The organism is Oceanospirillum multiglobuliferum, assembly GCF_900167095.1.
Taxonomy (GTDB): domain Bacteria; phylum Pseudomonadota; class Gammaproteobacteria; order Pseudomonadales; family Halomonadaceae; genus Oceanospirillum; species Oceanospirillum multiglobuliferum.
In genome coordinates this window covers 43,648-66,392 of the sequence record NZ_FUXG01000015.1, presented here as the reverse complement: position 1 = coordinate 66,392, position 22,745 = coordinate 43,648, and the positions used below count along the sequence as shown (strand labels likewise).

Annotated in this window: 17 protein-coding genes and 3 tRNA genes; 8 read left to right on the top strand and 12 right to left on the bottom strand. The window is 46.6% G+C overall.

Annotation, left to right across the window (positions count from 1 at the left end):
* Positions 1-28: 28 nt before the first annotated feature.
* Both B5D26_RS11325 and B5D26_RS11320 read right to left on the bottom strand, forming a co-directional pair.
* Positions 29-1,384: a sigma-54-dependent transcriptional regulator gene (locus tag B5D26_RS11325; RefSeq protein ID WP_078745845.1), complete on the bottom strand. Its 1,356-nt coding sequence runs from the start codon at positions 1,382-1,384 to the stop codon at positions 29-31.
* Positions 1,375-3,192: an ATP-binding protein gene (locus tag B5D26_RS11320; RefSeq protein ID WP_078745844.1), complete on the bottom strand. Its 1,818-nt coding sequence runs from the start codon at positions 3,190-3,192 to the stop codon at positions 1,375-1,377. The genes B5D26_RS11325 and B5D26_RS11320 overlap by 10 nt, the downstream gene beginning before the upstream one ends.
* A gap of 175 nt (positions 3,193-3,367) precedes the next feature.
* Between B5D26_RS11320 and glsB the strand changes: the two genes are divergently transcribed.
* The 4 genes from glsB (at position 3,368) to B5D26_RS11300 (ending at position 6,335) form a co-directional block, all read left to right on the top strand.
* Positions 3,368-4,276, top strand: a complete 909-nt coding sequence (glsB, locus tag B5D26_RS11315; RefSeq protein ID WP_078745843.1) for a glutaminase B — start codon at positions 3,368-3,370, stop codon at positions 4,274-4,276.
* A gap of 244 nt (positions 4,277-4,520) precedes the next feature.
* Positions 4,521-5,666, top strand: a complete 1,146-nt coding sequence (gene dapE, locus B5D26_RS11310; RefSeq protein WP_078745842.1) for a succinyl-diaminopimelate desuccinylase — start codon at positions 4,521-4,523, stop codon at positions 5,664-5,666.
* Positions 5,667-5,688: 22 nt separating this feature from the next.
* Positions 5,689-5,949: a hypothetical protein gene (locus tag B5D26_RS11305; RefSeq protein WP_078745841.1), complete on the top strand. Its 261-nt coding sequence runs from the start codon at positions 5,689-5,691 to the stop codon at positions 5,947-5,949.
* A complete protein-coding gene (locus B5D26_RS11300) occupies positions 5,949-6,335 on the top strand; it encodes a hypothetical protein (protein WP_078745840.1) in 387 nt (128 codons plus the stop codon). The genes B5D26_RS11305 and B5D26_RS11300 overlap by 1 nt, the downstream gene beginning before the upstream one ends.
* A 104-nt stretch (positions 6,336-6,439) precedes the next feature.
* Here B5D26_RS11300 and B5D26_RS11295 read toward each other — a convergent pair whose 3' ends face one another.
* The 8 genes from B5D26_RS11295 to B5D26_RS11260 all read right to left on the bottom strand — a co-directional run bounded on the left by B5D26_RS11295 (position 6,440) and on the right by B5D26_RS11260 (position 14,156).
* On the bottom strand, positions 6,440-8,401 hold the full coding sequence (locus tag B5D26_RS11295; protein ID WP_078745839.1) for an LTA synthase family protein: 1,962 nt from the start codon (positions 8,399-8,401) through the stop codon (positions 6,440-6,442).
* Positions 8,402-8,552: 151 nt separating this feature from the next.
* Positions 8,553-8,629, bottom strand: a tRNA-Arg gene (locus B5D26_RS11290).
* A gap of 126 nt (positions 8,630-8,755) precedes the next feature.
* Positions 8,756-8,832 (bottom strand) — tRNA-Arg (locus B5D26_RS11285).
* 41 nt (positions 8,833-8,873) lie between these two features.
* Positions 8,874-8,966: transfer RNA gene (locus B5D26_RS11280), tRNA-Ser, on the bottom strand.
* 77 nt (positions 8,967-9,043) lie between these two features.
* Entirely contained in the window at positions 9,044-9,235 is a 192-nt protein-coding gene (gene csrA / locus B5D26_RS11275; protein WP_078745838.1) for a carbon storage regulator CsrA, read from the bottom strand.
* Between the two features lie 287 nt (positions 9,236-9,522).
* Entirely contained in the window at positions 9,523-10,752 is a 1,230-nt protein-coding gene (locus B5D26_RS11270) for an aspartate kinase (RefSeq protein WP_078745837.1), read from the bottom strand.
* Positions 10,753-10,835: 83 nt separating this feature from the next.
* Positions 10,836-13,463 carry an alanine--tRNA ligase gene (gene alaS / locus B5D26_RS11265; RefSeq protein ID WP_078745836.1) on the bottom strand — a complete coding sequence of 876 codons (2,628 nt, stop codon included), beginning with the start codon at positions 13,461-13,463 and terminating at the stop codon, positions 10,836-10,838.
* Positions 13,464-13,685: 222 nt separating this feature from the next.
* A complete protein-coding gene (locus B5D26_RS11260) occupies positions 13,686-14,156 on the bottom strand; it encodes a regulatory protein RecX (protein ID WP_078745835.1) in 471 nt (156 codons plus the stop codon).
* A gap of 639 nt (positions 14,157-14,795) precedes the next feature.
* Here B5D26_RS11260 and B5D26_RS11255 point away from each other — a divergent pair.
* The 3 genes from B5D26_RS11255 to gshA all read left to right on the top strand — a co-directional run bounded on the left by B5D26_RS11255 (position 14,796) and on the right by gshA (position 20,625).
* Positions 14,796-16,352: a phosphoenolpyruvate carboxykinase gene (locus tag B5D26_RS11255; RefSeq protein ID WP_078745834.1), complete on the top strand. Its 1,557-nt coding sequence runs from the start codon at positions 14,796-14,798 to the stop codon at positions 16,350-16,352.
* Positions 16,353-16,619: 267 nt separating this feature from the next.
* Positions 16,620-18,944 carry a Tex family protein gene (locus tag B5D26_RS11250; protein ID WP_078745833.1) on the top strand — a complete coding sequence of 775 codons (2,325 nt, stop codon included), beginning with the start codon at positions 16,620-16,622 and terminating at the stop codon, positions 18,942-18,944.
* 112 nt (positions 18,945-19,056) lie between these two features.
* On the top strand, positions 19,057-20,625 hold the full coding sequence (gene gshA, locus B5D26_RS11245; RefSeq protein ID WP_200810666.1) for a glutamate--cysteine ligase: 1,569 nt from the start codon (positions 19,057-19,059) through the stop codon (positions 20,623-20,625).
* Positions 20,626-20,705: 80 nt separating this feature from the next.
* Here gshA and B5D26_RS11240 read toward each other — a convergent pair whose 3' ends face one another.
* Entirely contained in the window at positions 20,706-21,590 is an 885-nt protein-coding gene (locus tag B5D26_RS11240; protein ID WP_078745831.1) for a tetratricopeptide repeat protein, read from the bottom strand.
* Positions 21,591-21,770: 180 nt separating this feature from the next.
* Positions 21,771-22,010 carry a SlyX family protein gene (locus B5D26_RS11235; protein ID WP_078745830.1) on the bottom strand — a complete coding sequence of 80 codons (240 nt, stop codon included), beginning with the start codon at positions 22,008-22,010 and terminating at the stop codon, positions 21,771-21,773.
* A gap of 258 nt (positions 22,011-22,268) precedes the next feature.
* On the opposite strand from B5D26_RS11235, the gene B5D26_RS16620 reads away from it, so the two are divergent.
* Complete coding sequence (locus B5D26_RS16620) at positions 22,269-22,703, top strand: cold-shock protein (protein WP_078745829.1); 435 nt, start codon at positions 22,269-22,271, stop codon at positions 22,701-22,703.
* Positions 22,704-22,745 lie beyond the last annotated feature (42 nt).

Sequence of the window (22,745 nt, the reverse complement as noted above, 5' to 3'; positions counted from 1 at the left end):
ACACTTTATAAAGCCGAAGTTGCCAAGGTCAGTCGGCTTTGTACTGGCTAGGTTCTAAGCCGTACTTGGCCATTTTGTCGTAAAAGGTTTTACGCGGCAGCTTCAACAGCTCACAGGCTTTTTTCACAGAGCCAGAGGTTTGACGCAGGCTGTCCTCCAAAATCGACTGCTCATAAAATGCAACCTTTTGCGCCAAGCTTAAATCCTGATGAAACAGCGCCTGATGGTTGGGTTGATCCAAATCGATCACAGTACCCAATAGCACATGACGCTCTGCCACGTTACGCAGCTCACGTACATTGCCCGGCCAGTCGTACTCTAATAGCTGTTGTAAGGCATCACTGTTGAGTGGGCACAGCGCCTTATGAAAACGGTTTGCAGCAATTGAGCTGAAATGTTTAAACAACAAGGGAATATCTGCCTTACGCGCTCGCAAAGGTGGAATATCCACTTTGACAAGATTCAGTCGATAGTACAGGTCAATCCGAAACGCGCCTTGCTGCGCCAGCGCCAACAGATCCACTTTGGTCGCCGCGACAACGCGAATATCCAGATCAATACTTTGATTGCTGCCGACAGGGGTGACTTTGCGCTCTTCTAAAATACGCAGCAATTTCACTTGCAGCGCCATAGGCGTGGCTTCAATTTCATCTAAAAAAACGGTGCCGCCATTGGCAAATTCGAACTTGCCGATACGGGTTTCATCTGCCCCTGTGTAAGCCCCTTTCATGGCACCAAAAAGTTCGCTTTCGATCAAGTTTTCAGGAATGGCCGCGCAGTTTAACGCCACAAAGTGAGCACCAGAGCGCTGGCTGTGATCATGCAGAAAACGTGCAACCAACTCTTTACCTGTGCCAGTTTCCCCTTGAATCAACACATCGGCGGGGGTATCCGCTACGGTATTCAGCAGCTCAAGCATCGCCTGCATGGCGGGCGTTTCCCCTAAAATACGCACTCCCGGCTCTTTATTGTGCTTAACCGCTTTTTTCAGTTGGCGGTTCTCCAGCACCAAACGCCGCTTATCTAAAGCACGGGCGATAGAATCCAGCAGGCGCTCGTTGATCGGCTTTTCAAAAAAGTCATAAGCCCCTTGGTGCATCGCCTCTACGGCTAAGGCCACATCGGCAAATCCGGTTAACAAAATCACGGGCAACTCGCTGTCAAAGGCTTGCACCTGTGCCAACAGCTCTAGCCCAGTCATATGTGGCATGTTGATATCGCTGATCACAATACCGGCAAAGTCGCGGTTTACATGACTCAAGGCGGTGAGCGCCGATTGGAACGTTTTCACTTGATAACCTTCCAAGGTCAGCAGCTGCGCTAAGGCATCTCGGATGATCTCTTCATCGTCGATGACAATAATATCCCGCGTAGTTACTGACATGGATCTGCTTCCCGTTTTAAGTGAATAGTAAAAATAGCGCCACCTTCTGGTCGGTTTTCAGCGCTCAACTCGCCCTGAAAGGAACGAATAATATTGCGCGATACCGATAAACCTAAGCCTAAACCATGATTAGACTTGGTGGTGAAAAAGGGTTCAAAAATGGTGTCAATCTGTTGCAGATCTAGACCTTGTCCAGTGTCGGCAATGGTGATTGTCACCTCATCCGTTTCGGTGTGCACAGACAAGTTCAACTGTTTGAGATGGCTTTCGGCCATTGCATCCACGGCATTACTGAGCAGGTTGACCAACACCTGTTCAAAACGCAATGGATCAACATAAACCCGCAAATCCGTTGCCGCAGCGTTAAACTCAACCCCTTGCGCCTTCATCTGCGGACCGACAATCATCAAGGCGTTGTTCAAACAAATTTGTAAGTCGCAATGTTGCAGACCTTGGCGATCACTGCGGCTAAACTGCTTCAACTGCGCGACGATTTTATGCACCCGCTCTACCAATACGGACAAGGTGTTTAGGTTGGTTTTGGCCTCTTCAATCATGCCCTTGTCGAGCATCCGCTTTGAGCTGACCAGATAGGTACTCATGGCACTTAAGGGTTGGTTAATCTCGTGGTTGATGCTGGCGGATAACTGCCCGATAGTCGCCAGCTTCGCCGACTGCACTAACGCATCTTGTGCTTCGGCCAAGGCTTTAGAACGCTGTTCAACCTCTAATGCCAAACTACGTTGGGTAAACAGCAATTGTTGATAACCCATAAAATGACGATACAGATAAAACCCCACCAGCAACAGTAACAGGTAAAGCACAGTGACCAACGCCAACAGCGCCAAGTGCTGATAGTTCAACTGTACCTCTGGCAGTAAGGCGACCAGATTCAATTGCAGCAAAGGCAGCTCGGCCTGTGCATAAAAGTAGGTGCGACTTGATGCGGTGGCTCGGCTTTTCTTTTGAGGCTCACTGAATGCCCATAACGGAGAATCAAAAGTCGCATGTTGAAAGCGGCGATTGGTTAACACCTGCGGGGTTAAATCCAAATACCGTCTGGATGTTTGCAAGGCTTGCCATTGCGCAGAGGGCAGTGCTTGTAGCTGAGCCAACTGCCAACTCGGTTCATTTGAGAGGAACACCACTTGATCTTCACCATAGGCCAAAAACTTGAGTTGAGGCAGCCCAGATAACAATTGAGCATTTTGTTCAAACTGGGCGACTTCAACCTTTACGGTGACCACACCTATTGTCTGAGCATTCACGACCACCGGAGCCGAAAAAAACACGCCCCGCTCACCTGAACGTACCCCTAAAGCGTAGTAAGCATGGTGGTCGCCTTGCATTGCCTGTTGGAAATAGGGGCGAAAGGCAAAATTGGCCTGCACAAAACTTTGCTCGCTTTGGTAATTGCTACTTGCCAATACCAAGCCTTCGGCGTTCATCACATAAACGTCGTTATTATCGCCGCTGCTACTGGCGACCTCTAATAGCAGGTGGTTCAATTCGTCAGAGCCTAAGTTGTCTTCTAAGCCTTTGCGAATCATATAATTACTGGCCAGCAGCCGAGGAATATTTTCAAATCGTCCCAATTCGTTATTCAAGTATTGGCTAAGATTTTCAACGGCTTGCTGCACTTGTTGGCGCTGTTGTTGATGGCTGCGTTTAAAGCTGTCATACAAAGTGAAAGATAATAGTACACACCAACCGAATAGTACCCAAAATGCCCAAACAGACAAATTATTCGAGCGGGGCTTGTTTAAAATGCTAGAGGGTGTTGTTGGAAGGTTTTCTGCATTCACCATCGCTGAACTCCCGTCATTGCTTAAACTTAAAAGGGACTATTATCGCTTAAATAACCGCTGAATCGTTAATTGCTTTGTGGGAATAACTGAGAGGGGGAGGGGAGCTATTCAAAATGGTGGATGATCTGGCAGAATGACGCCCCCTTAAAATGACAACAACAATTAGGATCACTCGGTGGACACTCTACTCACCAAAATTTATGCCGATATTCTCCCGCTCGTGGGTCAGGGCAAAGTTGCCGATTATATTCCCGCTCTGGCGGAGGTCAGTCCCAATCAATTTGGTATCGCTATTTACAGCAATCAAGGCGAGCTATTTCAAATTGGTGATGCCCAAGTGCCTTTTTCCATTCAGAGCATCTCCAAAGTGTTCAGTTTAACGCTTGCCATGAAACACTATGGTGACAGTATGTGGCAGCGTGTTGGGCGTGAACCCTCGGGTTTGCCGTTTAACTCTTTGGTTCAACTAGAGTATGAAAACGGCATTCCTCGTAATCCTTTCATTAATGCTGGCGCGTTAGTGGTCAGTGATATGAACCAGTCTAGGTTTGCTTCGCCACATTACGCCATGCGTGAGTTTGTGCGACGCGTGTCAGGTAATTCTGGAGTTTATTCCGATCAAAAAGTAGCGCGTTCCGAATATGAGCACCGCTCAAGAAATGCCGCAATGGCTTACCTGATGCAGTCCTATGGTAACTTCAATAATGAAGTTGAATCGGTGCTGAAAAATTACTTTTCAAACTGTGCCATTCGCATGAGTTGTGTGGATCTGGCCAAAGCCTTTAACTTTTTGGCCAATAAAGGTTTCTGCCAAATCTCAAAGGAACAAATACTGGATACGCACCAAGCAAGACAAGTGAATGCTTTGATGGCCACCAGTGGTTTATATGACGAGGCGGGTAATTTTGCCTTTCAAGTAGGGCTGCCGGGCAAAAGTGGTGTCGGTGGCGGTATTGTCGCCATTGTGCCTAATCGCTTTTCGATCTGTATCTGGTCACCTTGTCTGAACAAAATGGGCAACTCTTTGGCCAGTGTGGCCGCGCTTGAATTAATGACTCAGCAAATTGGATGGTCTGTCTATTAGCCGTCTGTTGATTCAGATAAGGGTCAGGTTCGTTTATTTGAACCGCACCCTTATAAAAATACCCACAGCCTAATTGAATGCCCTTGTGGATAAAGTGATGATAACTGGTCGGGAGCCTGAGTCCTCAAGCGCTCCCAACAACTGGTTAAATTTTGTACAGGACGATGCCTGAGCTTTCCGGTATGATTTAGCGCCTATTTTGAGCTTTATTCACTGCACCCTAACCGCCAAGGAAATCTGTTTCATGTCCGCAGCCGAAACCCTTTCTCCTACCTTACAACTGGCCTTTGATTTGATCAGCCGTCGCTCCGTCACGCCAGAAGATAGTGGTTGTCAGGCATTGATGATCGCCCGTTTAGAAGCGATTGGCTTTACCGTTGAGCGTCTGCGCTTTGACAATGTGGACAATTTTTGGGCGCGTCGGGGAACTGAGGCCCCTGTACTGGCATTTGCAGGCCATACCGACGTGGTGCCAACAGGGCCAGAGGAAAAATGGCAACATCCCCCTTTTGAACCTTGCATTGTGGACGGCAAACTTTATGGCCGTGGCGCGGCAGATATGAAAGGCAGCTTGGCCTCTATGGTGGTGGCCTGTGAGCAGTTTGTGGCGGAACACCCAACACACCAAGGTTCAATCGCATTCTTGATCACCAGTGATGAAGAAGGGGTTGCCACCCACGGCACCGTCAAAGTGGTTGAACACTTAGAAGCCCGCAATGAAAAGATGACGTGGTGCATTGTGGGCGAACCGTCTAGCACACACCATACAGGCGACATCATCAAGAATGGTCGTCGGGGATCTTTGGGCTGCAAACTGATTGTGAAAGGGGTGCAAGGCCATGTGGCTTATCCACATCTGGCGCGTAACCCGATTCATGAAGTTGCCCCTGCTTTAGCGGCCTTGTCAGCAGAGCACTGGGATCATGGCAATGAGTACTTCCCTGCCACCAGCTTTCAGATCTCCAATATCAATGGCGGCACAGGCGCCACAAACGTGATTCCAGGTGCGGTTGAAGTAGTGTTTAACTTCCGCTTCTCAACCGAGCAAACGGTTGAAACCTTACAACAGCGCACGCAGGCGATTTTAGCAGCGCATCACCTTGACTATGATGCTCACTGGACGGTGAACGGCCTGCCGTTTTTAACCGAAGAAGGTGCTCTGGTCAGTGCTTGCCGTGGAGCCATTAAAGCGGCAACAGGGATTGAGACAGAGCTTTCAACCTCAGGCGGTACATCGGATGGTCGCTTTATCGCGCCTACAGGCACACAGGTGGTGGAGTTAGGCCCCTGCAACGCGACTATTCACAAAGTCAACGAGCATATCGAAGCCGCTGATCTGGATAAGCTCACTGGCATTTACCAAGGTATTTTGGCCCGTTTATTAACCTAATTTACAGCTGAGTGTGTGCCCGATGAAACTCAAACAACGCTTAATTCGCATGGGAAATAACGCACCGCTGAATTTTCGCCGAGTGATCATCGGTGCCATGATCTTTTTTGGTGGTGCGGGCATGTTAATGTGGGCAGAGGGCGCTACGCATCTCCCCCCTTTAAAACAAGAGCTGGTGGCGTTGCTTGCATTGGCTATGATCGGCATTGGTGCCCTGCTGTCACTACTGGGCTATTTAGGATTAAGTGTCTTTCGCATTTTAAAATTTTGGGATGATAAATAATGAGTGAAGCTTTTCCAGATATTGAAATTTATGTGCAAGATCCAGAGCAAAGCCAGATTGATCAATGGTTCAGCGAACTGTTCACCCAAATCTCTGCACCCAAACGCTTAGATAAGCGCACCTTGGCCTACGAGGTGACAACAGCTACAGGCGTGCAGTTTTCAGTGAACGTGGTTGAAAAAGCGGCGGGAAAATACTGGAGCATCTGGTTTGATAGTCCTGAAACACCTTGGGCAACCGACATCGACTGCGCCCGTGCTGCCTTTGCATTTTTTGCCAAGCCTATTCGCTGCTCTGTGGGTTCTTGGGAACCGGATCAACCAATGGATCTATGGTGGCAGATCAGCAACAAAGGCGAAGGCGAGATCAGCTGGCCAGATAATTGAGGGTTATAGATTAAAAACAAACCCCACCAAAATATCACTGGGGTTTGTGAGTCAGCAAGGCAGCTTTTTACGGCTGCCTTATGATCTGTTTAGTCAATGACGACTTATTTTGGTATCTGATATTGCTGGCGCTCATACATTTTTGCAGCCAGTAACGCATGGGCTAACGCCTTTTCTTGCATTACTTTATCTGCTGGCTGTAACGCTTCTAGCTGACGCCCTATCGCATCATACTTGGCCTGCACTGCGTCTTGGTTAGGTCGAAGAATGGTAACTTGACCATTCTCCATCCAAGCATAATTATCGAAAAACTGCATCATAGCGCGCCCTGCACGCTCTGTATCACGCGCCAGATCACGCCCAACAAAAGGGTGCTGACTTTCAATACCCATGAGTGACAACAAGGTTGGTGCCAAATCGATTTGACTGGTTAAGGTCTCTATAGACTTCGCCTGTATATCTGCTCCAACAATCACCCCAGGAATATGAAACTTCTTCACCGGTACTAACTCACTGCCGTATACACGACTATCATGGTCTGCAACAACCAAAAATAATGTGTTTTGCCAATAATCACTGGTTTTGGCTTGTTTGAAAAACTGACCTAGTGCGTAGTCAGCATACTTCACCGCATTATTAACGGTTGCTTTGGGCTCTTCATACAACTCAATTTTGCCATCAGGAAACTCAAAAGGCTCATGGTTAGAAGAGCTGAATACTAAGCCGAAAAAAGGCTTGTTAGATTGATGCAGCTCGGTAAAACGCTCATGTGCTTTATTGAACAGATCACCATCACTAGCGCCCCAACTACCGACAAACTCAGGGCTGGTGATACTATTTTGATCAGTAATTTGTTGGAAACCGTTACCCGTGAAAAAGCTACGCATATTGTCAAAGTGCGCCTCACCCCCATACATAAACTCGGTGTGATAGCCTTGTCGGCCTAGAACATCTGCCAAGGTGGCAAAATTCTGTTGAGACAAAGATAGTTTCACGGTACTACGAGCAGGCGTTGGCATATAGCCAGCCACAACCGCTTCAATCCCCCGCACAGACCGCGTGCCTGTGGCATAAAGATTTTCAAACCACCAGCCATCATTTTTCAAAGCCTCTAGGTAAGGAGTAACCCCTTTTATGCCACCTAGAGATTCAACGTAGGTAGCGCCTAAGCTTTCTTCTAACACAATCACTAAATTTAAAGGCCGCTCACGTTGCATTACAGGCTTTTGTAGGTGCAAAGTTGGTTGGTTAGGGTGATTAAATTCGTAATCTTTTAAGGCTGGCTCAGAACGTACAATCTGTAGTATCTGCTCATCAGACATCTTGCCATAGACTTCTGAAGATTTGGCTTCATGCTTTAGATTATAAATTGCGAAAGCGACAGACCAAGTTGAATTAATCACTAAAGAGTTCACCATCGGGTCGCCAGTGATCGCAAAGAAAGAGGGGTTGGCAGGACGGTGCCCAGTGGTTGAACGAATACTCAGTGCAACCAGTAATACCACTAACGGCCAAACCAATAAGGTTTTTAATAGGCTTAGCTGAGGCTTAACTTCTAAGTGATTCTTTAAGCGCCGATAAAAATAGCTAGCACCCAACCCTGTGAGCACAATGCCTGAGATTAACCAGAACCGGAAACCCTCCCACAATGTTGAAAGCACCTCTTTAGGGTACTTCAGATACTCAACAAATAGGCGATTAGGCCGCACATCGTATTGCATCATAAAAGCAGGCGTAGAAACTTCCATAAAAACCAATAGCGTAAGTGCTGCTACACCCCAAAATACAGCGATTAAACGCCAAAGTGACCAAGTAAAACGATTAGCCAACAGCGGTACCAACAAGACTAAAGGCACCATTAACAAACTCACCATAATAAGGTCAGCGCGTACACCTTGTAAGAACAGTTCAAATCCTACTCCAGAGGCTTGTACTCGGTCCCACTGCCAAATAGAAAACAACAAACGAAAACCTGTTAACACAGGTAAGGCAATTAACATTATTTGCAAAATAATGCCGTAAGGCCCCATTTTCTGGATAAAAGGATGCACTTTGGCTTTAAACATGGATGTCCTACAACTCGTGTGAAGTTAATAAAGAGAGTACGGTTAGAGGCTTTCGAGAGCGAAGCTGTGGAAATATACCGGATGAGGCTGCCAATAAGCAAAAAATAGGCAAAAAAAAACCAGAGTCAATCGACTCTGGTTTTTCGAAAAGTGGTGCGCTCAGGAGGATTCGAACCTCCGACCGCCTGGTTCGTAGCCAGGTACTCTATCCAGCTGAGCTATGAGCGCATAAAAACTTTTCAATAACTGTAGCACTAGTGCTCAGTAAACATAATCTTGATTTAGGTTAGATCAAACCTTGCCTTCCACTTCACATCGCCTCCAACCTAATGCATCCCTAAGGGTTAGGTTAGATGGTGCGCTCAGGAGGATTCGAACCTCCGACCGCCTGGTTCGTAGCCAGGTACTCTATCCAGCTGAGCTATGAGCGCACAGTATAAAACATTTCTTCAAACATCTTAGCGGTGTAACGTGGCGGAGAAGGAGGGATTCGAACCCTCGATAGGGGTATAAACCCTATACTCCCTTAGCAGGGGAGCGCCTTCAGCCTCTCGGCCACCTCTCCAAACACGAGGCAAACTATATCAGATTATTTTTTGCTGTCTACTATTTTTTGAAAATAATTTACTTATTTTTCAAATATTAAGCATCAGACTGGTCTGTATCTTCTTTTTCGCGCTGAATGCGCTGGTAAATCTCTTCACGGTGTACCGCAACTTCTTTTGGTGCGTTTACACCAATACGCACTTGGTTACCTTTAACACCTAGTACAGTTACGGTAACTTCATCACCAATCATCAGGGTTTCACCAACACGGCGAGTTAAAATCAACATGGTTGAATCTCCTTATTTCCTCGGGGTTCCTTCAGCTCTTATGAAGCGTCCGGCACATTTAGATGGATGTAGAGGCCATCTGTAAAAATGAGCGCCTATTATGCGTTAAATAGTATTTTGCTCAACTATTTCCTGTTTTAACAGGCCGCTTAATGACAAAAAGTTGACACTTTTTAGACATTTTAGCCTATGACTATCGGTTGAGTGTTAAGACTACAAATACTGAGCACAAAAAAATAGGGTCTACCTTATTAAAGTAGACCCTATTAATAAAAACAAAGCTGAAATTAATCTTCTACTTTGTCTAAGCCGAACGCAGTGTGCAGGGCGCGTACTGCCAGCTCCATAAACTTCTCATCGATTACCACTGAAATTTTAATTTCAGAGGTGGAAACCATGCGAATGTTAATGCCTTCATCAGACAGTACTTTAAACATTTTACTCGCAACACCTGCGTGAGAGCGCATACCTACACCCACAAGGGATACTTTAGCAATAGCATTATCACCAGAAATGCTACCTGCGCCCAACTCAGCTACCACACCTTCTAAAACTGCTTTGGCTTTTTTGTAGTCGCCACGGCTTACAGTGAAAGTGAAGTCTGTGCTTTTACCATCATGTGCAACGTTTTGCACAATCATGTCGACTTCGACATTGGCATCGCCAATTGGGCCTAGGATACGAGAAGCAACACCAGGCATATCAGGTGCGTTTAATACAGTTAGTTTGGCTTCGTTCGCAGTAAACGCGATACCAGAGATTAATGGATCTTCCATCTCTTCGACTTCCTCTGCAACAATCAGGGTGCCCGGGCCTTCTTCAAAACTAGACAGAACCCGAAGCGGAACATTGTACTTACCAGCAAACTCAACAGAACGAATCTGTAGCACTTTTGAGCCTAAGCTTGCTAATTCCAACATCTCTTCAACAGTGATGGTCTCCAGACGCTTCGCTCTTGAGCAAACACGTGGATCAGTGGTGTAAACCCCATCAACGTCTGTGAAGATCTGGCATTCATCCGCTTTTAAAGCAGCAGCCAGTGCTACACCCGTTGTATCTGAGCCACCACGCCCCAAGGTTGTGATATTGCCTTGCTCATCAACGCCTTGGAAACCAGCAACCACAACTACACGACCTTCTTTCAGGTCATTACGAATTTTCTGATCATCAATCTGCTTGATGCGCGCTTTCGTATGAGAGCTGTCTGTTACGATACTCACCTGTGGCCCTGTATAAGAAATAGCAGGGCAACCAATGTGGTTCAGCGTCATCGACAACAGTGCAATAGTCACTTGTTCGCCAGTAGAAACCAGCATATCCATTTCACGTGGAGTCGGATCATCATTAATTTCATTAGCCAGTGCGATCAGGCGATTGGTTTCACCGCTCATAGCAGAAACTACGACAACAACATCGTGTCCTTGCTCGCGATAACCTTTAACCTTTTCAGCAACGGCCTTGATACGCTCGATAGAACCTACAGAAGTTCCACCAAACTTTTGAACGTAAAGAGCCATTGTTCAGCGTTCCGTTAGCATTTTATAGTTTCTCCGGCACTATAAAGCACCGGAGCTTAAGTCAACTGAGTCACTCAATTGGGTTAGGCCAATTTTGCCTCAACCCAAGCCTGTACCGATGCCAACGCATCCGGCAATGCTGCTGGATTGTTACCTCCAGCCTGAGCCATATCAGGTCGGCCACCACCTTTGCCGCCCACTTGGGTTGCAACATGGTTAACCAGCTCACCAGCTTTTACTTTGCTGGTCAGATCTTTGCTGACACCTGCAATCAGGGAAACCTTCTCGCCTTCTGCTGCTGCCAACACAACCACACAATGTCCCAACTTATTTTTTAGTTGATCCATTAAGTCACGTAGGGATTTGCCATCTGCGCCCGGCACCAAGACAGACAGCAGTTTAACGCCTGCAAGCTCAATCGCTTCACTTGCCAGATCAGAGCCTGCGGCACTGGCCAGCTTGGCTTTCAGCTGTTCTAACTCTTTCTCTAGAGCACGGGTACGCTCCATTGAACTGGTTAAACGCTCAACTAGCTGATCAGGTTTGGTTTTTAGCAAAGCGGCAGCCGCGTTTAACTGCTCATCACGACTTTGCTGATACGCAATAGCTTCTGCACCACTCACACCTTCGATACGACGGACACCAGAAGCGATACCCGCCTCTGACGTGATGCGAATTAAACCAATATCACCTGTGCGCTTGGCATGGATACCGCCACAAAGCTCCATCGAGAAACCATCGCCCATGGTTAAAACACGCACGTTACCCGCGTACTTTTCACCGAATAGCGCCATTGCACCTTTAGCTTTGGCCGCTTCTAAATCCATGATCTCAGTTTGAACATCGCTGTTAGCCTGAACCTGAGCATTCACTAAAGCCTCAACTTCAGCCAATTGCTCCGCAGTTACGGCTTCAAAGTGGCTAAAGTCAAAACGCAAGCGCTGACTGTCAACCAAAGAACCTTTCTGCTGTACATGCTCACCTACGACTTGGCGTAAAGCAGCGTGTAACAAGTGCGTAGCTGAGTGATTTTGAGCTGTTCTCTGGCGAACATCCGCTTCAACTTTGGCCTGAATGGTTGCGCCTGTTTTCAGGCATCCTTCAGCCAATACACCATGATGCAGATAGGCACCACTGGCTTTCGTAGTATCGCGCACGTCGAAGCGCACACCTGTTGCGGTTAACAAGCCACAGTCACCCACTTGACCGCCCGATTCAGCATAAAATGGCGTTTGATCCAGCACAACAACCGCTTGATCACCTGCATTAATTTGCTCAACATTTTGGCCATCGACAAACAGCGCCAACACGGTCGCATCACCAGCCGTCTGTTCATAACCAGTGAAAACCGTGTCCACATCGACCTTGATCAAGCTGTTGTAATCTAAACCAAAGCTGCTGCTAGAACGTGCACGTGCACGCTGTGCTTCCATCGCAGCTTCAAAACCTGCTTCATCAATACTTAAGCCACGCTCACGGGCGATATCGGCGGTTAAGTCCATTGGGAAACCAAAAGTATCGTAAAGCTTGAATACGGTTTCACCCGGAATTTGCTCGCCTTTCAGCTCAGCTAAATCTTGCTCAAGAATGCGCAAGCCTTGCTCTAAGGTTTTGGCAAATTGCTCTTCTTCTGTTTTCAGTAAACGCTCGATCGTGCTCTGTTGGCTACGCAGCTCTGGGTAGGCTTCGCCCATCTCAGCCACCAAAGCAGCCACAACCTTATGGAAGAATAAGCCTTTAGCACCCAGCTTATTACCATGGCGACAAGCACGGCGAATAATACGACGCAGTACATAACCACGGCCTTCATTTGAAGGAATCACGCCGTCGGCAATCAAGAAGCTGCATGAGCGAATATGATCCGCAATCACTTTAAGTGATGGGTTGTCATCATTGGCACAACCCACAGCGTCTGCCACTGCTTTTAACAAGCTTTGGAACAGATCAATTTCATAGTTGGCGTGGACATGCTGCATCACGGCACTGATACGCTCCAAGCCCATGCCGGTATCAACAGAAGGGGCCGGTAGCGGGTGCAAGACACCATCTGCTGTGCGGTTAAACTGCATGAAAACCACGTTCCAGATTTCGATGAAACGATCACCATCTTCGTCTGGAGAACCCGGTGGGCCACCCGCAATATCTTCACCGTGATCGTAGAAAATCTCAGTACATGGTCCACAAGGGCCTGTATCACCCATCGCCCAGAAGTTGTCTGATGCGTATGGTGCACCTTTATTGTCACCAATACGGATCATACGCTCCGCAGGTACACCGACTTCTTTAGTCCAGATGTCGTAAGCTTCATCATCGGTCGCATACACGGTCACCGACAATTTTTCTGCGGGAATCCCCATATAGTCTTTAGAGGTTAAAAATTCCCAAGCGTATTTAATCGCATCTTGCTTAAAGTAATCACCAAAGCTGAAGTTACCCAGCATCTCAAAAAAGGTGTGGTGACGTGCGGTATAACCCACATTTTCTAGATCATTATGTTTGCCGCCTGCTCGCACGCACTTCTGAGACGTAGTGGCGCGAGTGTATGGGCGCTTTTCAAGGCCTAAAAAACAATCTTTGAACTGGTTCATACCTGCGTTAGTGAACAGCAAGGTAGGATCATCTACAGGCACCAGTGAGCTACTGGCTTCAATTTGGTGGCCTTTTGACTGGAAGAAGTTCAAAAATGCCTGACGAATTTCTGCGCTTTTCATACAACTGGTCCGTTGGCGAATACGTGAGCAATAGCCCGTCTGTCGGGCGTGTAAGTTAATTCTTTTTTCACCCGATAAAAGGGCGCAACAAAACGCCAGAAATAGATCTGACGCAATATAAAAAGGCAAACATTATAAGACCTGCGCGAAGGAAAGGTAGTATTACTTTGATCTTAGCTCAGCATTTATTGACGATTTTGGGGGCATTTTTGGTGTTATAGGTTATTCAAAGGCCTGATCGAACAGAGAGAGCGCCGAGCGAATCTGCTCAGGGCTAAAACCACGCTGATAAAGATGCTGTTGTTGTTTTTGGCGCAGCTTAAATTCTGTTTCGGGCTGTTTAAATTTTTTGCTGAGTTGCTGATACGCACAGCGGTTCCATTCAGGATTTCGGCTATCGATATAAGCGTCTATTAAACTGCTGTCCAAACGAAACTGCTGCAACATTTGACGGATATAGTTGGGACCATAGCCTCGAGCTTTGCGTGACCGAATGATCATCTCTATATAACGTTCATCACTTTGATACCCTAAGGTCTGTACACGCGTTAACACCACATCAATCAGGTTATCATCAGCGCCTTTGGCTTTTAGCTTAGACTTTAGCTCTTGGCTAGCGTGCTCTCGGCGTGACAAGTAGTCAATCGCTGCTTGGTAGACTTCGGACTCTGTCGTTAAGATTCTCAAAAGCATGCCTCCAACTTATCCGCAAATAAGCTTATTTTATCATTTGATGAATTGAAGCCTGAGGCTTTTGTGCATATTGATGAAATGATCAAACTTAACTCTGATCAACCAAGTATTCAGCCTGAATCTCCCCTTTTCACACGGCACAGTTTTTGCGACATCAGACAGCTATCTAGGTAGTAATAAAACTGGATCTATCTGTCTATGGTGGAATAAAAAATGACAAGGGTTATAAAAACAAGATATCAATAGATCTAAGTGTTATATTCAAACTATCGAAGCTCTTGATAGAAAAATTCGATTGCCCTATCAAAAAAATTGATAACCCCATCAAAAAAGACATTTTCGCAGTTATCAGCAATTATTATCGTTAAAAACAAATCTAATGACCTTAAACACTAGAAATGGCTTTTTTTTCAAACTAATTTGCTATTCAAAATTGTGCAACCGCACCAAGAATTTTGTTTTCTAACCATTTTTTCAGATTTTCTTTAGTGCAAGGCTTCGCACAAGGTGCTTTTTTTTGCCATAATACCGCCCTAAAACCTCTTCGGACTCGCTTTGGGCTCCTGAAAAACATAGGCACAGGGCGGTTTTTAACCGTTTGGTAGTAGTTGATCGGCTGGAGCCGAAGGACACAAGTAAATGACGACATCGATTAACGATAGTTCTGTAATGACTTTCACTAACCTTAGCACTGCTGAACTTGTTCAACTGGCCGTTCAGCGTCAGGAAGGTGAGTTAGCCAGCAATGGCGCTTTGGTTGTTTCTACTGGTCACCGCACGGGCCGCTCTCCAATGGATCGTTTCATTGTTGAAGAGCCAAGCACTGCGGATGCCATCGACTGGGGTGCAATCAACCGTCCATTTGATGCGGCGAAATTTGATGCCCTATGGGATCGAGTTGAAGAGTATCTGACTCAAAAAGATACTTTTGTTTCTGAGCTGCATGTTGGCGCTGATCCTGAGCACTATCTGCCAACCCGTGTGACCACTGAAACTGCATGGCACAACCTATTTGGCCGTACCTTGTTTGTACGTCCAGAGCAGTTCAACCCGAAAAGCAAAAGTGAGTGGCAGATCATCAACGCTCCTTACTTTGTTTGCGAACCAGAGCGCGATGGCACCAACTCTGATGGCGCAGTGATCATCAACTTCGCAAAACGCAAAGTGCTTCTGGCTGGCATGCAGTACGCGGGCGAAATGAAAAAAGCGATGTTCTCTGTACAGAACTTCCTGCTGCCTGAAAAAGACGTGCTGCCAATGCACTGCTCTGCCAACGTGGGTGATGACGGTGAAACTACACTGTTCTTCGGCCTGTCTGGCACAGGTAAAACCACCTTGTCTGCCGACCCAGCGCGTTCACTGATCGGTGATGACGAGCACGGTTGGGGCAAAGGCGTTGTGTTCAATATTGAAGGCGGCTGCTACGCAAAATGTATCGACCTGTCTCAGAAAAATGAGCCGATCATTTGGGATGCGATCAAGTTTGGCGCTGTGTTAGAAAACGTGGTGTTGGACAAAAACCGCGTAGCGGATTACACCGACGTGAGCCTAACGCAAAACACCCGCGCCGCTTATCCTTTAGAGCACGTTGAAAAACGCGTTCTGGAAAACCGCGCAGGCGAGCCAAAGTCTATTGTATTCCTGACATGCGACCTGACAGGTGTACTACCACCAGTGTCTGTACTGTCTAAAGAAGCTGCGGCTTACCACTTCCTATCAGGCTACACCGCATTGGTAGGTTCAACTGAAATGGGTTCAGGCGGCGGCATTAAGTCTACGTTCTCAACTTGTTTTGGTGCGCCATTCTTCCCACGTCCAGCGGCTGAATACGCAGAGTTACTGATCAAGCGTATCGAAGAGTTCAACTCTAAAGTTTACCTAGTGAACACAGGTTGGACTGGCGGCTCTTACGGTGAAGGCCAACGTTTCAGCATTCCAACCACGCGTGGCATCATCTCTGCAATTCAGAGCGGCGCGCTGGAAGAAGTTGAAACTGTTCACCTAGAAGGTATCAACCTGTCTGTTCCAGTTGAAGTACCAGGTGTGGATACAGCACTGCTGAATCCACGTGGCACTTGGAGCAATCCAGAAGCTTATGACGCACAAGCTCAAGAGCTGGCGGCTAAGTTTGTTGAGAACTTCAAAAAGTTCAAAGATGTGGACGAAGCGATCATCGCGGCAGGCCCACAGCTGTAATCTTCTGATTTCGGCACTGCAAAGGCGGACATTGTCCGCCTTTGTTGTTTCTAACGCATGTTTTTTACAACTCTCGAATGCCCGCTCTCAATACACTCAGTCTTTTCCTCTATGTCATTTTTTTGCCTAACCGACTGTTTTACTGTATAAAAAGCCAGATAGAATTCAGCATCTATTCTTAGGGCAGTGCCGTCTATTTCATTTACACTCTGCCTTTCTGTTGAGCTGACTACCGCTATTGATATTTACCGATTAGAGAATCCACTCATGGAACTGATTTCCCAGCGAATCGCCAATGAACTAAACGTTCGTCATCCACAGGTCAGTGCTGCCATTGCCTTATTAGATGAAGGCGCAACAGTGCCGTTTATCTCCCGTTACCGTAAAGAGGTCACAGGGGGCTTAGATGACACTCAACTGCGTAACTTGGAAGAGCGTTTGCGTTATCTGCGCGAGTTGGAAGATCGCCGTACTACGGTTTTAAAAAGTATTGAAGAGCAAGGCAAACTCAACGACGAGTTGAAAAAAGAGATTTTAGAAGCGGACACCAAAACTCGCTTAGAAGACCTTTACCTACCCTATAAACCCAAGCGCCGTACCAAAGCGCAAATCGCACGGGAAGCAGGCTTAGAGCCTTTGGCCGAGACGCTGTTTTCTCAGCCAGAACTTGATCCGAGCAGCACTGCTGAATCTTATCTCAACCCAGATCAAGGCATTACTGACGTAAAAGCAGCATTAGATGGCGCCAAACAAATTTTGATGGAGCGCTTCAGCGAAGATGCGCAACTGCTGCAACGCTTGCGTGACACCCTATGGCAACAGGGTGAGTTACAGTCACGCGTGGTGACGGGCCAAGAGCAAACGGGTGAGAAGTTCAGCGACTACTTTGCTCACAACGAAGCGATTAAAAACACACCCTCTCACCGTGCATTGGCCATGTTTAGGGGGCGTAACGAAGGGGCGTTACAACTGGCCTTAGTGATTCCCAATAGCGAAGAACTCAAAGTTCACCCTTGTGAAGAGATGATCGCCAACCACTTTGCCATTCAAGATCAAGGTCGTGCGGCAGACAGTTGGTTAAAAGAGGTGGTGCGTTGGACTTGGCGTGTGAAGCTGCTCACTCATCTGGAAACCGAGTTAATGGGGCGCTTGCGCGAGGCAGCCGAAACAGAAGCCATCAAAGTATTCGCCGGTAACTTAAAAGACCTATTGCTTGCGGCACCTGCAGGGCCAAGGGCGACATTAGGTCTTGATCCCGGTTTACGTACTGGCGTAAAAGTGGCGGTAGTGGATGCCACGGGTAAACTGCTGGAATATGCCACAATTTATCCCCATGTCCCCAAAAATCAGTGGAATGAATCACTGGCAGTATTGGCAAAATTAGTACAGAAACACAATGTTGATCTGATCAGTATTGGTAATGGCACCGCATCCCGTGAGACCGACAAACTGGCAGCAGATCTGGTGAAACTGATCACCGATCGCAAAGTGGCCAAAATCATGGTCAGTGAAGCGGGAGCTTCAGTGTATTCCGCCTCTGAGCTGGCCGCCAAAGAGTTCCCCGATCTAGATGTGAGTATTCGCGGCGCGGTGTCAATCGCCCGTCGTTTGCAAGACCCATTGGCAGAGTTAGTGAAAATTGACCCTAAATCCATCGGTGTAGGTCAATATCAGCATGATGTATCACAAACCCAATTGGCGCGTAGCCTTGATGCCGTGGTTGAAGATTGCGTAAACGCGGTAGGGGTTGATCTGAACATGGCCTCTGTGGCGTTGCTGAACCGAGTGTCAGGTTTAAATGCGACCTTGGCGCAAAATATTATCAACCATCGTGACACTCATGGCGCTTTTGACAGCCGTAAAGCCCTATTAGAGGTGCCGCGTTTAGGGCCAAAAGCCTTTGAGCAATGTGCCGGTTTCTTGCGTGTGATGAACGGCAAAAACCCACTGGATGCTTCTGCGGTTCACCCCGAGGCTTATCCGGTGGTGAAGAAAATTGCAGCGACAACGGGGCGTAGTTTAGAGAGCCTGATTGGTGACAGTGAGTTTCTGAAAACCTTGAATCCGACCCAGTACACCGATGAGCATTTTGGTCTGCCCACAGTGACCGATATTCTGCAAGAGCTGGATAAACCGGGTCGTGATCCACGCCCTGAGTTTAAAGCCGCAGAGTTTATGGAAGGGGTTGAAGAGATCAGCGACCTTAAACTTGGTATGATCTTAGAGGGTGCCGTCACTAACGTGACCAACTTTGGTGCCTTTGTAGATATTGGCGTACACCAAGATGGTTTAGTGCATATTTCTGCACTGGCAGATCGCTTTGTTGAAGATCCGCGCACCGTCGTCAAAGCGGGTGATATTGTCACCGTAAAAGTGTTGGATGTAGACGCCCAGCGTCGCCGAATTGCCCTATCGATGCGCTTAAATGATGAGCCTGTTGCACAAACCAGTAAAGGTGGCAGCAGTGCTGAAGCTCCCCGTAAGCGTAACAGCCAAAACAGCTATCAGAGTAAAGCTGAACCTAAAAACTCAGGGGCATTAGGTTCTTTGGGTATGTTGTTAGCACAAGCGCAGAAGAAACAGAATAAGTGAGTTATGCTCACTAAATGTTAGCCACCACTTGAAGCCTGATTAGTCGCCCCCATATTGGCTGATCAGGCTCAGATTACCGGCGGTTGTCGGTTGTAACCATAGGGGATTTACCTTGTCAGTCACACTTCATGACCGCTTGCAGTTCCTGCAGCCAGTTGCTCAACGTGGCCTTTTTAATCAAATTCAACGCGGATTAGAGAAAGAAGGGCTAAGGGTTACCCACAAGGGTGATCTTGCTCAAACTGAGCACCCAAAGGCCTTAGGTTCTGCGCTGACAAACCCCCATATCACCACCGACTATTCTGAAGCGCTATTGGAATTTATCACACCAGCGGTTAGCAAACTGGATGATACTTTGGCCTTTATGCAGGATCTGCACCGTTTCAGTTATCGTCATCTGCAAGATGAGCTGATCTGGCCTGCCAGTATGCCATGTAAGTTACAGGGCAATGAGAGTGTGCCAATTGCACAGTATGGCCGCTCGAACACAGGCACCATGAAGACGGTGTATCGTAACGGCTTGTCTTATCGTTATGGTCGCATTATGCAGGCGATTGCGGGCTTGCATTACAACTTCTCATTACCTGATCAGCTTTGGCCTGCCTTGCAACACCTACAAGGTGACAAACAGCCGCTTGAGACCTTTAAATCCAATCAGTACTTTGCCTTAATCCGTAACTTCCGCCGTTATAGCTGGCTGTTGTTATATCTGTTTGGCGCCTCTCCAGCAATTCATAAAAGCTTTGTCGAAGGCAAACAGCATCAGCTTGAAACATTAGATGATGAAACCCTTTATTTGCCTTATGCCACTTCGTTGCGTATGAGCGGCTTGGGTTATCAGAACAATGCTCAAGCCAGTTTGAAGATCTGTTTCAACTCGCTGACCAACTATGTCACCACCCTAAGCCATGCGATTAAAACCCCTCACAAGCCTTATGCAGAGATCGGCGTAAAGGTAGGTGAGGAATATCGTCAGCTGAATAGCAATATTTTGCAGATCGAAAACGAATATTACAGCGACATTCGCCCTAAACGTGTTGCCAAATCTGGCGAGCGTCCGTCAGAAGCACTACTGAAGCGTGGTGTAGAGTATATCGAAGTACGCTGTATCGACCTGAACCCATTTGAAGCAATCGGCATTAACAAAAGCCAAGCGCGCTTTGTCGATACTTTTTTATTGTTCTGCCTGTTGGAAAACAGCCCGCAGATTCCTGATGACGAATGTGAGCAACTTGATGTAAACCACCATCAGATTGTGAATTTTGGTCGTCAAAGCAACTTAATGCTGCACACACCAGAGGGTGAAATCAGCCGCGAAGCTTGGAGCCATCAGTTGTTTGATCAGCTACAAGCTGTTGCCGCACTACTGGATTCAGGCTTGGAACAACCAGAACACCAAAACGCACTGGATCTATACCGCCCGATGATTGACCAACCGGAACTGACACCTTCCGCACAGGTATTAGCGGGTATTCAAGCCGCAGGGGGCTTTGTGCCTTTTGCCTTACAACAAGCCGTAGCACAGGCAGAACAACTCAATAACACTGAGATGGATAAAGCCCGTCAGGCACTGTTTAGCCAATTGGCTGAAACCTCAATTCAGCAACAAGCTGATATTGAAGCTGCTGATCAAATCAGTTTTGAAGAATATCTGGCCAATTACATGGCAAATTTAGGTTGAGCCTAAAATAGATTATTGTAAAAACAAAAAAGCCAATGTATTAAGAAATACATTGGCTTTTTATTATCAGGTTTTAGTAATTACCTATCACTTAGCGCCACCTCTAGCTGGCGTTTATAACTGGTTTCAGCCTTTTTATAAGCCTCACAAGCACGGGCATAGTGATTACTACAAGCAACTTTATACCATTGTAATGCAGCTGCTTTATTAGGCTTTCTAGCTGGATAGCCTTCATAAAGAATGCCTATATTATATTGTGCAACCGCAACACCTTTATTGGCCGCCTTCTGTAACCAGTGCAGCGCTATTGATTCATCAACCTCAGTCCCTAAACCATAGTAATATAGAAATGCCACTGACATTTGCGCTTTCGTATAACCCTGCTCAGCAGAGGCTTTGTACCACTGCAACGCCTTTTTGTAATTTTGACGCGCGCCACTACCATCTTCATACAGCAAACCTAGTTGATATTGAGCTTCCGCATGTCGCTGCTGTGAGGCCAAAGTAAACCAATGTTCAGCTTTTTGATAATTAATGCCATTACCTAAACCTTTCTTATACATCAGTCCCACTTGATACTGAGCAGGTGCGTAGCCTTGTGCTGCTGACCTTAACAAAATATGCAGGGCTTCAACTCGATCTAAACCAACCCCTTTACCTTCAAAATAAAGCATGCCTAGGCCATATTGACCCACTTTATCTTGAGCTTTTGAGGCTTTGTTAAACCAGTGCAGAGCTTGTGGAACATCTACCAAACCGCCTAAGCCTTTACCTGATAGATACATCTGCGCCACGGCAACCTGTGCTTTGACATCACCTGCTTCAGCTGCTTTTAGATAAAGATTTAAAGCATGAGTGTAAAGCTCCTGCTGATAGTAACGCTGTCCTTCAATATAAGAAGCATTAGAGACTATTGGCGCAGTAAGCAAACATAAAGCAATGGTGATTTTAGACACAATATTCATAGATAGGATATGGCCACAGCTAGAAAAGTAACGCTTTGTAAATTGCGGCCATGATAACGCTTCTGCGCTGCAAAAAATATTAGGGAAAACCCTATGTTTTGCCAGGGTTATATATTAAATAGTTATCAGCAGATAGCCTGTTAGACAAAGTGCTTGTAGCGGGAAAGCCCGCTTTAAACCTTAGTAGTGTGGTGGTACTTCATTAACAGGATTAAAAGCCTGAGAACTTTCATCCGCAGGTTGACGCTCTTTTACTTCTTGGTACAAATGGCGAATAGCCTCTTCCAGTAGCTTGATACGCTTATCTTGAGCCGTGATTACTTTATTCAAAGCATCAATAGCATCATCTTGAAAGGCAACTCGAATTTCAAGCTCGTCGATTCGGCCTTCAACGCCATATTCCATTTTTTCATCCTTCATGAGAGATACTCCTGACTTTTGTCTAGATTATAACGCTTAATTGCACAATAGGCTTCAAGTGCAGAGCATGCTCTGTATAATAGACTATGCAAAGTAGGGGCAAGATGTCGTTTTTTATGCCTGTTTTTCGGTTAGTTGCTTCATTTTTTGCCTCACCCAGCCCTTGGGTTGACGCCGCCTAGATAAGGAGATCTGGCTGCTACTCCTTTGTTTATGAAGTAATTTTAATAATAACGAAGCGTATATGAGAGAGTAAGTATGAGCAAAAGTTCATTTGTTCGTTGTGTGTTAATTGGTTTGGTTATGGCAATCCCTGCCCCGTTTGTTCTTGATGTGGTTACTGGAGCTGCGGATCAGGGCTTATTGGCAAATGGCCACTATATTAGTGCTGCTGTTGTGTTTTTTATCACCACTTTTATTGGCGCTGCGATTGTTGGTCAGTTGGCTCCGCAGCCTGCGAATAATATTGTTATTGATGAAAATGATGACCGTGAAATGGGCACTGTTAAGTGGTTTAACGTTTCAAAAGGGTTTGGCTTTATTACCCGTGACTCCGGTGGTGATGTTTTTGTTCATTTCCGCTCTATTCGTGGAACTGGACATCGCTCACTGGCTGAAGGGCAACGCGTTCGTTTTGCCATAGTGCAAAGTGACAAAGGTATGCAGGCTGAGGATGTAACTGTTATCAGTTAATCCAATACCGTATGCTGTTGTTCTAAATAGCCCGATCAATTA